Origin of the sequence: Streptomyces sp. MMG1121 (assembly GCF_001280015.1) — a bacterium.
In the GTDB taxonomy this organism is placed as follows: domain Bacteria; phylum Actinomycetota; class Actinomycetes; order Streptomycetales; family Streptomycetaceae; genus Streptomyces.
This window is the reverse complement of sequence record NZ_LGDV01000189.1, coordinates 63,774-76,737: the sequence shown is the minus strand read 5'-3', so window position 1 is coordinate 76,737 and position 12,964 is coordinate 63,774. Positions and strand designations below refer to the sequence as shown.

The window sequence follows — 12,964 nt, the reverse complement described above, 5'->3', positions numbered from 1 at the left end:
GAGTGAGGAATGCCACGATTTCCGTGATTCTTTGCGTCCATGTTGGATTCAGCTGAAGGTTCTTTTGCGTTCGCCCTGGTCACCACCAGGCGCTGACGGACGACTTACGGTGTCGTAGGTACCATTCGCGCATGACTGCGTCCGTCCCCGACGCGCCCACGGACACGGCGGCCGACGGCCGCGGTCCCGCCGCGCTTTCCCTGCCGCAACAGGTCAAGCCGAAGCTGCGCGGCTGGCTGCACCTCGGCATGTTCCCGGCCGTGCTCATCGCGGGCCTCGTGCTCACCGCTCTCGCCGACTCGACCCGGGGCCGCATCGCCTGCGGCGTCTACGTCCTGACCGCCTGCCTGCTCTTCGGCGTCAGCGCGCTGTACCACCGGGGCAACTGGAGCCCCCGGATGGACGGCGTCCTGCGCCGCCTCGACCACGCCAACATCTTCCTGATCATCGCGGGCACCTACACCCCGCTGACCATGCTGCTGCTGCCCGGCGCGAAGGGGCAGTGGCTGATGTGGGGGATCTGGGCCGCCGCCGCGGCCGGCATCGTCTTCCGCGTCTTCTGGGTCGGCGCCCCACGCTGGCTCTACACGCCCTGCTACATAGCGATGGGCTGGGCGGCCGTCTTCTTCCTGCCCGACTTCCTGCGCACCGGCGGCATCGCCGTCCTGGTCCTGGTCGTCGTCGGCGGCCTGCTCTACAGCGCCGGTGGCGTGATCTACGGCATCAAGCGACCCAACCCCTCACCGCGCTGGTTCGGCTTCCACGAGGTCTTCCACTCCTTCACCCTGGCCGCGTTCGTCGTCCACTACGTCGGCATCTCGCTGGTGGCGTACCAGCACGCCTGACCCCCACCCGCCCACCACGGCCACAGCTCACCCGGGCTGTGGCCGTTTTCTGACAGCTGCCTCCCCTTTCACGGCTGCCGTCGCGGCGACGGAGGATGGCCGACAATGAACCGCATGACGGCCGCACGTTCCCCCCTCCCATCCGCCGACCGACCCCGGCCGGGCCTGCGCGAACGCAAGAAGATCAAGACCCGGGAGGCGATCCGGGCCGCGACGTACGCGCTGATCAGGGAGCAGGGGTACGACGCCACGACGATCGAGCAGATCGCCGAGCGCGCCGAGGTGTCGCCGTCGACCGTCTTCCGGTACTTCCCGACCAAGGAGGACATCGTCCTCACGGACGAGTACAACCCGCTGATGGTCGAGGAACTGCGCACCCGGCCCGCCGACGAGTCGTGGACGGACTCGATGCGCCACGTGATGCACAAGGCGCTCGACGCGAGCATGGGCGAGGACCCGGAGGTGCTGCGCATGCGCGCGCACCTCGGGGTGCAGGTCCCCGCGGTCCGTTCCCGGATGTTCGAGAGCATGTCGCAGACCGGCCGCCTGGTCCGCCGGGCCCTCGCCGAACGCTCTGGGCTGGACCCCGACGGCCTCGAGGTCCGCGTCTACGCGATGTCCCTGATCGGCGGCCTGATGGAAGCCAGCATGTACTGGGCGGAGAACGACTTCGAGGGCGAGCCGCGCGATCTCGTGGACCGGGCCCTCGACGTCGTGCAGCACGGCCTCCCCCGCGAAAACCGCTGAGGCGCGGGGGTCCGGGCATGCGATGCTGACGAGGTGAACGGAGTCGAGATCCACGTCGAAGTCGTCCCCGCGCTCCATGTGTTCGTGCCACGGTCCCGGCGCGGCGGTACGACGCCCCTGGCCACGGACGGCGTCTCGACCCTCGGTCATGTCATCGAGTCGCTCGGCGTCCCGCTGACCGAGGTCGGCACACTGGTGGTGGACGGCCGCGCGGTGCCGGTGGCACACATCCCGGCGGCCGGTGAGCGGGTGGAGGTCCGCGCGGTGGAGCGCCCCCAGCAGGTGCCCGGCGCCCCGCTCCGCTTCCTCCTCGACGTCCACCTCGGCACCCTGGCCCGCCGGCTGCGCCTGCTCGGCGTCGACACGGCGTACGAGTCGACGGACATCGGCGACCCGGCCCTGGCGACCCGCTCGGCGGCCGAGAAGCGAGTGATGCTCAGCCGCGACCGGGGCCTGCTGCGCCGCCGCGAGCTCTGGGCCGGCGCCTTCGTCTACAGCACCAGCCCCGACGACCAACTCCACGACGTCCTCGACCGCTTCGCCCCCGACCTCCGCCCCTGGAGCCGCTGCACCGCCTGCAACGGCCTGCTGCAGGAAGCCACGAAGGACCAGCTGTCCGACCAGCTCAAGTCCGGCACCCAGCGCTCCTACGACGTCTTCGCCCAGTGCACGTCCTGCGGCCGGGCGTACTGGAAGGGCGCGCATCACGAGCAGCTGGAGGCGGTTGTGGAGCGGGCGCTGAGCATGCGTACCCAGGGGCGTTGAGTACGGGACCCGATCGGCGTCGCGGGGCCGTCGGCGTGGCGGCCGGGTGGGGCCTGGGACTGCTCCTGCCGATGATCATCTTCAGCTTCGTCGCCACCCTCGCCAGCGAGCGCGCCTCCCGGTGTGCGCCCTGACCCTCAGCTACGCCTGACGTCCCCCTTCCCGCACGCCACCCCGTCCCGGTCCGGGTCCAGCCCCAGCGGATCGTCCCCGCCGTTGACCTTCAGCCGGCCGTAGTTGTTCTGCTGCAGCCAGGCACACCGCGCGGCCGTCGTCCTCTTCACCTCGGGCGGGAACACCGTCGGCACGCACACGTTGACCGAGCCGTAGTGCCGGTCGCAGCCGGAGACGGTCGGGGAGACCGGCTGGGCGGAGCGCTTCTTGGCGGGGCCCGAGACCTTGCCGGACAGGGAGTCGGCGAAGGAGTGGACGTGCGGGGACGCCGCGGTCATGGCCGCCGGGCCGGTCAGGTGGACCCACTGGGCCACCGACGGGACACCGTTGGCGTCGACCGCGAAGAGCATGTACCAGCCGGGCGGCGCCAGGTCGGGGTTGTTCGTCACGTTCAGGTCGACGTTGTCGCCGTCCACGCTCAGGGGCAGATCCACGAACCGCTGGTTCGGGTCGGACGAATGCGTCACCGCGGCCGGGCGGATCAGCTCGGCCTTCGCGACGGGCCGGTCGACCGTGATCCGCTGGGTGTCGCCGTACTTCCACTCCTGGCTGATCACCGAGGTGATCGTCGGCCGGGGCCCCTTGAAGAGATAGGGCGGGGTGTAGACCGACACGTTGTGGTTCCAGCCGCCGTTGCCCGGGTTGTCGCCGGTGGCCATCACCCGGCCGTCGGGCAGCAGGAACGCCGAGGAGTGGTAGCCGCGGGACTCCGGGTCGGCGGTCACCGGGTCGAAGGTGTTGGTGCCGGGGTCGTAGAGCGAGGACTCGTACACCGGGTTGGCCCGGTTGTGCAGGGCGCCGCCCGTCTCCAGCACCTTGCCGTCGGGCAGCAGCACGGCGGAGACGTACATCTTGCCCTGGTCGCCGGTCTCCGGCTGGGGCCCGTTGCCCAGGTCGACCGTGCCCTGCGGCAGCGGCGGACCGGCGACGTACGACGGGTTCGCCTGCTTGAGGTCGATCACGTCGGTGAGGCGGTTCGCGTCGGGGTTGGAGTCGATGTTGCCGCCGCCGACGGTGAGGACCTTCTGGTCCTGTGCCGGGGGCAGCAGCACGGACGCGGACTGGTCGCGCTGGTCCTTGTTCTGCAGCCCCGGGATCTGGGTGATCGTGTTGGCGTCGTAGTCGTAGACCGCCGAGCCCGTGCCGGGGATGTTGTTGCCGAAGACATGGCTGCCCGTGTAGAAGAGGCGGCCGTCCTGCATCAGGATCATCGCCGGGTACAGGCCCCAGTACGACCAGGTCTGGTTGACCTGGGACGTCGGCAGCCACCGGTTCTGCGCGGACGAGAACCGCTCCGCCGTCACCGAGCCGGTGGAGTCCTCGCGCAGCCCGCCGAAGGTGATGACGTCACCGTCGCCCAGCTCGGTCGCCGACGGGTACCAGTGGCCGTCGTTGAGATCGTTGGTCTTCGTGTACGTCTCGGTCTTGGGGTCGAAGGTGTACGAGTCCTTGAACCCCTCGTACCCGTGGGTGCCGTTCGGGTCCGGATAGGCCTGGTTGCCGCTCAGGACCAGCACGCGCCCGTCCTGGAGCTGGACATGGCCCGCGCAGAACATGTCCTTCGGGGTGGGGATGACCTTGTAGGTGCCGTTCGCCGGGTCGTACACCGCGCTCGTGAAGGTGCCCGCGTTGAAGGCGTCCTCGCTGTTGCCGGAGCCGGCGATCAACAGCACCTTGCCGTTGTTCAGGACGACGGAGTGCATGGAGCGGACCGGGTTCTGGGTCGGCAGGACCGACCAACTGCCGTTCGCGCACTGGTCGTTCGTGCCCGTGCACTGTGCGGGCGGGACCGTGTCGGGCACCTGGTCCATGGTGTAGTCGTCGGTGGTCGCCGACCCCGTGCCGTACACCGAGACGCCCCAGGTGATGCGGTCGGTGCCGGCCGGGACCTCGGGGGTGCGGACGGTGGCCCGGGTCCATGCCGACGCCATGTCCAGCGTCTTGACGTCGGTCCAGTACTGCCAGCCGGCGCTCGCGTCGTGCCGGAAGAGAGTGATGTTGGCGTCCGGGGTCGTGGTCTTGTACCAGAGTCCGAGGTCGTACTGCTTGCCGACGGTCACGACCGGCGCGCAGTCGGTGGACTCCGTGATCATCGCCTTGCGGTCGCCGTCGGTGCGCCGGGTCAGCGTGACCTTCATGGCCCTGGCCCCGGAGTGCGCGTCCGAGGTCGTCTCGAAGCCGAAGTCGTTGTCACCCCAGCCGGACTTCTCCCAGCAGTACGGCATGTCGTCCGGGCCGGCGGTCTCGAAGCCGGGGTTCTTGATCAGGTTGGCTGCCTCGGCCGGCTGGGGCGCGGTCAGGAGCAGACCGGCGGTCAGGGCGCCCACCCCGGCCAGCGCGGCGGTCCGTCTGCGGTATGTGCTCACACGGCTCTCCTTGCTCGGCTCCCCCGACGGCGGGGGAGGTAGACCAGCGCTTCGGTCCCGGCGAAGCGCACGACGAACGTCATGACCAGCGCGAGCGCGGTGGCGGGCAGGGCACCCATGCCGAACCGGTCGACGAGGAGGGCGATCAGCGGGATGCGCAGCACCAGGTCGGCGTTGGCGAGCAGCGCGAACCGGCCGATCCGGTCCCACCAGCGGCGATGGGCGCGCCGGTCGCGGAACAGCAACTGCTCGATGAGCAGGAAGTTCCAGGCGACGCCGAACTGGTTGGCGAGGATCTCGGCGGGCAGGTAGTGCATGCCCAGCGCGGTGAGCGCCCACAGTCCGACCAGGTTGGGCACGAAGCCGCTCGCACCGATCAGCCCGAAGCCGATCATGCGGGCGACCGGCGAGGCGGTGCGCAGCCCGGCCAGATGGCGCAGAAAGCGCAGGCCCTCCCGCGCGGTCGACTTGGACTCCCCCGCGAACCGGTCCTGGAAGACGAACGGCACCTCGGCGATCTGCCGGGGGCGGCTGCGGACGGCCAGCTCCAGGAGGATCTTGTAGCCGAGCGGCCTGAGCACCTCGGCCGTGACCGCGCTCCGCCGGATGGCGAAGAAGCCGCTCATCGGGTCGCTGATGCCGTGCAGGGTGCGCGGGAAGAGGGCCTTGGTGAGCCAGGTCGCGGTGCGTGAGACGGCCACGCGGTAGCCGCCGGCGAGCCCGGCCCGGCTGCCGCCCTCGATGTACCGGGAGGCGACGACCAGCGCGGCGTTCGCGCGCCCGCCGGTGGCGATCAGCTCCGGTACCAGGGACGGCGGATGCTGGCAGTCGCCGTCCATGACGACGATCCACTCCGAGGCCGCCGCCCGCAGCCCCTCGACCACCGCCCCGCCGAGCCCGCCGACGGGTTCGTCCCGGTGCAGTACGGCCACCGGGTACGGGCAGTCCTGGGCGGCCTCGCGGATGACCTCGGGGGTGTCGTCGGTGGAGTCGTCCACGAAGAGGACCTCGCAGGGCATCCGCGCGGGCACCGACTCGGTGATCCGGTGCAGCAGCCGCCGGATGTTCGCGGACTCGTTGAAGGTCGGTACGACGATGGTGACGGCCCCGGGCTCCGGGACCTCTGCGGCGTCGAGGCCGGCGACGGGGGCGGGGAACTCGTGTCCGCTCATCGGGGGCCTCCCGTGGCCTGGATCCGCCGGATCTCGATGCGGTCGTCCCCGGTGCCGAAGGTGGCGACCGGTGCGGAGTGCTGGACGGCGGCCCGGACGTTGGGCAGGTCCTTGGCGTCGCGGCGGACGGTCGGCGAGGCGACGACGTAGTCGATGTCGCGCCAGCCGTGCGGCATGGTCCTGGTGACGGCCGGGTCGAGGTCGGCCTTGTAGAACCAGATGGCGCCGAGCCCGGGCCGGTACCCGGCGTGCACGAGGTCCAGCCACAGGGCGTCGTCGACGAGGACCCGGGTGTCCTTCGGGTCGGCCACCTTCGTGCTGAGCCAGTGGGACGCCTGCCGGTAGGGCTTGTTGGCGTCGGCGGTGACGGCGGTGCGGTCGCCGTCGTACCAGTGCGGCACGACGTAGGCGCCGGCGGCGAGGGCGAGGACGGCGGCGAGCGCGTACCGGCCGCCGGTGACGTAGCGCCTCTCGCTCTCGGCCCGCCATCTGCGCAGCACGGCGTGCGCGACGCAGGCGGCGGAGCCGGCCAGGACCAGGGCGAGGAAGGGCAGCGCGCCGATGACGTACATGGCGGGCAGATAGCCGTTGGGCCGCAGGGCGACGGCGGCGAGGATCGCCACGGTCAGGGACGGTCCGGCGAGCGCGCGGGCGGTGACCGACCAGCGCCAGGTGACGATCAGCAGCAGGGCGCCGACGAGGCCGCCCAGGGGCAGCACCCGGTCGTAGTACAGCCAGGAGTGCAGCACGCCGTACGAGCCGGATCCCGCGTCCAGGATGAAGCCCGAACCGGGCCGGGACATCTGGTACGTGATGCCGTCCCACAGGGACACGTGCCCGGCGCCGGGGAACAACTCGCCCTTCAGCAGCGCGAAGAGCGGATACGAGAGGCCGATCAGGGCGCAGGCGGTGACGGCTCCGGTGAGGGCGAACTTACGGGTGTCGCGGTGGCTGTGCCGCCACATGGTGACGAGCAGGGCGGGCAGGACGACGAGCATCGTCTCCTTGGTGAGCACGCCCGCGGCGGCGGCGAGGCCCGCGCCGAAGTGGTGCCACAGGTGGCGGCTGGGCGAGGCGGCGAGGCAGAACGCCAGCAGCAGCCACATCACGGCGATGTTGTCGAGGAAGATCTCCCGGCTGAGCACGACCGCGAGCGGGGAGAGCCCGAACAGGGCCATGCCGAGTCCGGCGGCCCAGCGGGGCAGGGAGAGCCGGCGGCCGAGGACGTAGACGAGGACCGCGCTGACGCCGCTGATCGCGAGCATGGCGATGCGCATGGTGGCGACGGTCATCGAGCCGGGACTGAGCGCCGAGGGGATCCAGCCGAGCAGGGCTATCTGGATCCAGCCGAGCGGCGGATGGTCGTACCAGTAGGTGTAGTGGGCCAGGCCCCGGCCCTGCTGGACGGCCCAGGCCTGGGCGAGGTAGGTGCCCTCGTCGTCGCTGAGGGTCGGGTAGTCGGCGATGTTCCAGCCCTGGACGACGAGGATCGCCGTGAGCAGGGCGCCGCAGAGCAGCAGGTCGGGGCGGGAGGAGCGGAGTCGTACCGGAGGCCGCGTTCGACCGGTCGAACGGGTCGTGGGCGCAGCCTGGCGCTGCGCGGGGACCGTCGCTGCGGTCACCGCGGGAAGAGTGGAGGTCACGCGGGAACGTCCTCTCGGAGGGGCTCGGCCGCGGTGAGGTGCGCGCCGACGTGCGAGGTCAACTCCCAGTCGTTGCGCCCGCGTTGCTCGCGCCACACGGCACGGATCGCGGCACCGGCGAGGAGGACCTGGTAGAAGGGGCCGCCCACGATGAGTTTCACGTAGTGGACGAGGCGGACCTTCAGGCCGTACTGCCTGCCGAAGTCGTGCAGGCCGACCACCTCGAAGACGAAGGTGACGGCGGCGGTGACCAGGGGCAGGAAGGTGAGGAAGGCGACGCCGACGGGCACGTCGAGGAAGAGCGCGACGGCCGCGTTGAGCGGGATGACGACACCGGAGAAGGCCTGCAGGAACGGGGTCATCAGGGTGTACCGGGCGAGCAACCGCTGCCCGAATCCCGGAAGTTGGCGCCAGTCCCTCTTGCGGTACACCTGCAGGAAGCCCTGGTTCCAGCGAGTGCGCTGCTTGAGCAGCGACATGAGGCTTCCCGGTGTCTCCTCACGGGTGACCATGTCGGAGTCGTAGGCGACGACGACCTTCTTGCCGACGCTGGAGAGCCGGACGCCCAGATCGCAGTCCTCGGCGAGGCAGTCGGGATCCCAGCCGTCCGCGTCCCTGAGGACACCGGTGCGGACGAAGACGGTGTTGCCGCCGAGCGGGATGAACCCCTTCTGCGCGTGCAGGTGCAGCCGGGAGCGGAACCAGAAGAAGTACTCCAGGCAGTTGCGCAGGCTGTACCAGCTGGAGTGGAAGTTGATGAGCTGGACGCCGCCCTGGACGACGTCGGCGCCGGTGGTGCGGAAGGCGTGGTCGACGTGGGCGAGCAGCTCCGGATGGACCTGGTCCTCGGCGTCGAAGACCCCGACGACGTCGCCGCGGCAGTGCGGCAGCGCCGTGTTCATGGCCTTCGGCTTGTTCTTCTTCTCGTGGGTGTCGACGACGACGCGTACGCGCGTGTCCCGTGCGGCGGCCTGCTCGGCGACGGCCGTGGTCTCGGGGTCGTCGTGCCCGACGATGACGATGATCTCGAAGTCGGTGTGCGTGGACTCCAGCAGCCGCTGGATGGTGTGGTCGAGCACCGCCTGCTCGTGGCGGGCCGGCAACAGCAGCGAGAACGACACGTGTTCGTCCCCGTCCGGTCTGCCGAACCGGGTGGAGGCGAGCACCTCGGGCGTACGCCACGCGTGCATCTGCCACCACAAGGTGAAGGCCGCCATCCAGAAAAGGGCAAGCGAAACGGCAGCGATGAAGACAGACGTCAGCAAAAGATCCCCCCAGATCCCCCTGAAACCCCCTGGGCGCGCGACGGTGAGTGATGCCTGTCGCACGCGCTGTGGAGAGCGTAGGGGGGAACTGTGAAGCGCGGGAGCTCTTCCGATAAATAGCTTGTTTCGGAACGGGGGTGCTTTAAGCGGTAACTATCCGAACACCTGCTCAGTTTCGGACAGTTGCCACTTTCCGCCTTCCGTGCGTTTGCGCCGCTCAGCGCCCGTTCAGTGCGGTTCGCAACCGCTCCGGATCGGTCGTCGGCGCGTCGCAGGTGAAGTTACGGCAGACGTAAGCCGCAGGTTGACCGGCGACGAGCGGCCGGTCGGCGAGGAGCGGGAACTCATCACTCCCCGCAGCGCCCACGGCGACGACAGCACCCGGGGCCGTGCCCAGAAGTGCCGTGCGGTGCAAGGCGGTCGTGTGCGCGTCGGCCGCCGTGCCGGGTCCGACGACGGCGACCTCCTTCGGCCCGTCGAGGAGGGCCTCGGCCACGGCGAGACCCCAGCCGATGAACCGCGGCACGCGCGGCCCGAGCGTGGTGACGACGCCCAACGCCCGCTCGGCGGCGGTCCGGTGAGGCTCGGATCCGGTGTGCGCGGCATAGCCGAGCAGCGCGCCGGCCGCCGCGGTCCAGCCGGAGGGGGCGGCGTTGTCGGTGGGGTCCTGCGGCCGGCGGATGAGCTGCTCGGCGTCGGCGGCCGCGTCGTACAGGGCGCCGGTCCCGGGGTCGGCGAACCGGGCGAGCACATGGTCGAGGAGCAGTCCGGCGAAGTCCAGCCAGACGCCCTCGCCCGTGACGGAGGCGAGCGCGAGGAAGCCCTCGGCGACGTCGCCGTAGTCCTCCAGCACTCCGGCGTTGGGGCCGACGCGGCCGTCCTTGCTGGTCCGGGCGAGCCGGGCGTGCTCGTCGAGATGCACGCGCACGAGGAGGTCGGCGGCGCCGAGGGCGGCCTCGATCAGGTCGGGGCGGCCGAAGTAGGCGCCGGTCTCGGCGAGCGCGGCGACAGCGAGCCCGTTCCAGGCGGCGACGACCTTGTCGTCCCGGCCGGGGGCGGGGCGTTCGGCGCGCTCGGCGAGCAGCCTCTGCCGGACCGAGACGACCTTCTCGGCGTCGAGGACGCCTTCCGTCTGCGGGAGTTGGAGCACGGACTGGCCGTGCTCGAAGGTACCCTCGCCGGTCACGCCGAAGTACTGGGCGGCGAGGTCGCCGTCCGCGTCCCCGAGGACGGCGCGCAGCCGCTCGGGCGTCCAGACGTAGTACGCCCCCTCGACGTGGCGCCCGGTTCCGTCGTCGCTGTCGGCGTCGAGCGCGGAGGCGAACCCGCCCTCGTCGGTGCGCAGTTCACGCACGAGGAAGTCGGCGGTCTCCAGGGCGACGCGCCGGGCGAGGTCGGAACCGGTGGCCCGCCAGAGATGAGCGTAGACCCGGCACAGAAGGGCATTGTCGTAAAGCATCTTCTCAAAGTGGGGCACGACCCAGTCACGGTCGACGGAGTAGCGGGCGAACCCACCGCCGAGCTGGTCGTAGAGGCCGCCGCGGGCCATGCGCTCACAGGTGTCCTGGGCCATCTGGAGCGCACCGTCGGAGCCGGTCCGCGCGTGGTGGCGCAGCAGGAACTCCAGGACCATGGACGGCGGGAACTTCGGCGCCCCGCCGAATCCGCCGCGCTGCGGGTCGTACTCGCGGGTGAGCCCGAGCAGTGCCTGCGCCAGCTCCGGCTCGCCCGGGGCCCGGTCGCCCTGGTGGCTGATCTCCCGCTGGGCCAGATCGCGCACGATCTTTCCGGCGACCTCGCCGACCTCGTCGCGCCGGGTGTCCCAGGCCTGCCGGACACCCTCCAGCACCTGCCGGAAGGCGGGCATGCCGTGCCGGGGCGCGGGCGGGAAGTAGGTCCCGAAGTAGAAGGGCTCGGCGTCCGGGGTGAGGAAGACGGTCATGGGCCAGCCACCCTGCCCGGTGGCCGCCTGCACGGCCTCCATGTACACGGCATCGACGTCCGGCCGCTCCTCGCGGTCGACCTTGACGCTGACGAAGTGCTCGTTGAGGTAGTCCGCGGTGCCCTGGTCCTCGAAGGACTCGTGAGCCATCACATGACACCAGTGACAGCTGCTGTACCCCACGCTCAGCAGAACGGGCCTGTTCGTCTTCCGAGCCTCGTCGAAGGCCTCGGCCGACCAGGGCCACCAGTCGACGGGGTTGTCGGCGTGCTGGAGGAGATACGGGGAGGTCTCATGCGCCAGTCGGTTCACCGTTCCACTCTCCCACGGGCTCGGAGACGGCGTAGAAACGCATGCTGACCGGGCGCGCCCCGTCGGGCGCCGCCTCGCGCGCGTGCCCGTACCGCTTCAGCAGCGCGTGGTACTCCCGCATGAAATCGAGGAGTTCCTCCCGGGTGAGCCAGGTGCCGTGACGCTGGATCTGGGCCCAGCCCTCGGGGCCGCGGTACTCCTGGTGGGCACGCCGGTACAGGGCGGTGTCGACCTCGATCTTGAGGTGGGCCAGCTCGGCGACTGCCGCGTACTCCTGCGGGGGCATCGTGGCGGGGTCGGGCGTGGTGTGGCTGAACGGCAGCGAGCGCCACCACCGCTCACGCCCGCCGGACTTCTCCGGGATCTCCTCGACGAGCCGTTGCTCGGCGAGTTTGCGCAGGTGGTAGCTGGTGGTGCCGGAGCTTTCGCCGAGTTCACGGGCGAGGACGGTGGAGTTCGCCTCGCCGTGTCGGCCGAGGTATTCGAGGATCCGGCGGCGCAGCGGGTTGCCGAGGGACTTGTAGAGGGCGGTGCGCTCCAGGCTGGTCATCTCGGGCATGCCGTCGGTCATGCCGCCACCGTAACCCTGAGAACCCTGAGGCGTCCCTGATGTCTGCCGAATTTTCTTTGCAGAATTTTCTCTGCGTTCTACGGTGGAGGCGGTCGGATCAGTCGGATCAGTCGGAGGCAGCTCGCGGAGGCTGCGGGAAGGGGGCGGCGATGAGCAGGAAGTGGGCGCTGATGGCCCTGGGGGCGGTGGCGGTCCTGCTGGTGCCGTGGATGGCGGTGCTGGCCGTGACCCTGCCGGGCAGCACCCGGGTGGACAACTGGCCGCTGCCCTGGATCGGCCTCGACGTCCTCCTGGCCACAGGCTGCGCCACCACCGCCTTCCTGGGCCTGCGCGGCGACCCCCGAGCCCGCCTCACCGCCTCCGCGACAGCCTCGACGGCCGTCCTGGACGCCTGGTTCGACATCACCACCGCCCACCCGGGCAGCGCCTTGCTCCAGGCACTCCTGTGCGCGGTGGCGGAGGGAGCGCTGGCCGGGGCTTGTGTGTGCCTGGCGGCGGGGAGGGGGCGCAGCAGACCGGCGAGAGCCGGGGGCGACGGCGGTCGCCGTGCTCTCGACACGGCCTCGGGACCGCGATGACCTGCGTGTAGCCTCGCCCCATGTCCCGCGCCCCTTTCGCCTGCCGCTGTGTGCTCTGCCACGACTACGGCGACCGTGACGCGGCGGACCGGGCCGACCTCGGGATCATCGAGAACGTCCGGCGGCACGGCTGGCACGTCGTCATGGTCCCCGAGGACGAGATCGGTCCCGGGTTCGCCTACACGATCGGCCTGTCCCACACGCACGGCGTCCCCGAACTCGCCCTGTTCGGGCTGGACGTGCACACCATGCACCGCATGCTCAACGCGCTCGGGGACCGGGCCGCGGCCGGCGCCGTACCGGCGGACGGGCAGGAGCACGAGGGCATCGCCGAGGGGCGGCGCGTCGCCCTCAGGAACGTCGACCTGCGCTGGTACCGAACCTTCTTCGGCCGTGCCATCCGGTTCTACCGGCGGCCGCCCTTCCCGGTCCTCCAGGTGACGTGGCCCGACGCGCAGGGCCGCTTCCACGGGGAGGAAGGGGCCGGGGACGAACACCGGGAATCCCAGCCCCAGCTGTGGCTGCCGCCGGACGAACACCCCGCGGGTGTCTGGACCGTCGAGCTCTGACACCGGGCGGCTGGG

General features: G+C 70.8%; 12 protein-coding genes. 6 read left to right on the top strand and 6 right to left on the bottom strand.

What is annotated here, in order from left to right:
* Positions 1–131: 131 nt before the first annotated feature.
* The 4 genes from trhA to ADK64_RS45995 all read left to right on the top strand — a co-directional run bounded on the left by trhA (position 132) and on the right by ADK64_RS45995 (position 2,491).
* Positions 132–845, top strand: coding sequence for a PAQR family membrane homeostasis protein TrhA (gene trhA, locus ADK64_RS18990; protein WP_053660501.1), 714 nt, complete (start codon positions 132–134; stop codon positions 843–845).
* A 105-nt stretch (positions 846–950) separates the two neighbouring features.
* Positions 951–1,592 carry a TetR/AcrR family transcriptional regulator gene (locus ADK64_RS18985; RefSeq protein ID WP_053660499.1) on the top strand — a complete coding sequence of 214 codons (642 nt, stop codon included), beginning with the start codon at positions 951–953 and terminating at the stop codon, positions 1,590–1,592.
* Positions 1,593–1,625: 33 nt separating this feature from the next.
* Positions 1,626–2,357 (top strand): Mut7-C RNAse domain-containing protein, encoded by a 732-nt coding sequence (locus tag ADK64_RS18980; RefSeq protein ID WP_053660497.1) that lies wholly within the window; start codon positions 1,626–1,628, stop codon positions 2,355–2,357.
* On the top strand, positions 2,354–2,491 hold the full coding sequence (locus ADK64_RS45995; RefSeq protein WP_159046294.1) for a hypothetical protein: 138 nt from the start codon (positions 2,354–2,356) through the stop codon (positions 2,489–2,491). Before ADK64_RS18980 ends, ADK64_RS45995 begins: the two co-directional genes overlap by 4 nt.
* Before the next feature lie 3 nt (positions 2,492–2,494).
* On the opposite strand, the gene ADK64_RS18975 is transcribed toward ADK64_RS45995, so the two are convergent.
* The 6 genes from ADK64_RS18975 to ADK64_RS18950 form a co-directional block, all read right to left on the bottom strand.
* On the bottom strand, positions 2,495–4,897 hold the full coding sequence (locus tag ADK64_RS18975; protein WP_053660495.1) for a galactose oxidase-like domain-containing protein: 2,403 nt from the start codon (positions 4,895–4,897) through the stop codon (positions 2,495–2,497).
* Entirely contained in the window at positions 4,894–6,069 is a 1,176-nt protein-coding gene (locus tag ADK64_RS18970) for a glycosyltransferase (RefSeq protein WP_053660493.1), read from the bottom strand. The genes ADK64_RS18975 and ADK64_RS18970 overlap by 4 nt, the downstream gene beginning before the upstream one ends.
* Entirely contained in the window at positions 6,066–7,712 is a 1,647-nt protein-coding gene (locus ADK64_RS18965; protein ID WP_053660491.1) for an ArnT family glycosyltransferase, read from the bottom strand. The genes ADK64_RS18970 and ADK64_RS18965 overlap by 4 nt, the downstream gene beginning before the upstream one ends.
* Positions 7,709–8,977 (bottom strand): glycosyltransferase, encoded by a 1,269-nt coding sequence (locus ADK64_RS18960; protein ID WP_053660489.1) that lies wholly within the window; start codon positions 8,975–8,977, stop codon positions 7,709–7,711. Before ADK64_RS18960 ends, ADK64_RS18965 begins: the two co-directional genes overlap by 4 nt.
* A gap of 217 nt (positions 8,978–9,194) precedes the next feature.
* On the bottom strand, positions 9,195–11,231 hold the full coding sequence (locus ADK64_RS18955; RefSeq protein ID WP_053660486.1) for a thioredoxin domain-containing protein: 2,037 nt from the start codon (positions 11,229–11,231) through the stop codon (positions 9,195–9,197).
* Positions 11,212–11,802 carry an ArsR/SmtB family transcription factor gene (locus ADK64_RS18950; protein WP_053660484.1) on the bottom strand — a complete coding sequence of 197 codons (591 nt, stop codon included), beginning with the start codon at positions 11,800–11,802 and terminating at the stop codon, positions 11,212–11,214. Before ADK64_RS18950 ends, ADK64_RS18955 begins: the two co-directional genes overlap by 20 nt.
* 149 nt (positions 11,803–11,951) lie before the next feature.
* Between ADK64_RS18950 and ADK64_RS18945 the strand changes: the two genes are divergently transcribed.
* Positions 11,952–12,380 (top strand): hypothetical protein, encoded by a 429-nt coding sequence (locus ADK64_RS18945; RefSeq protein ID WP_159046293.1) that lies wholly within the window; start codon positions 11,952–11,954, stop codon positions 12,378–12,380.
* A 20-nt stretch (positions 12,381–12,400) separates the two neighbouring features.
* Entirely contained in the window at positions 12,401–12,949 is a 549-nt protein-coding gene (locus tag ADK64_RS18940; protein WP_053660480.1) for a DUF4262 domain-containing protein, read from the top strand.
* Positions 12,950–12,964: the final 15 nt, after the last annotated feature.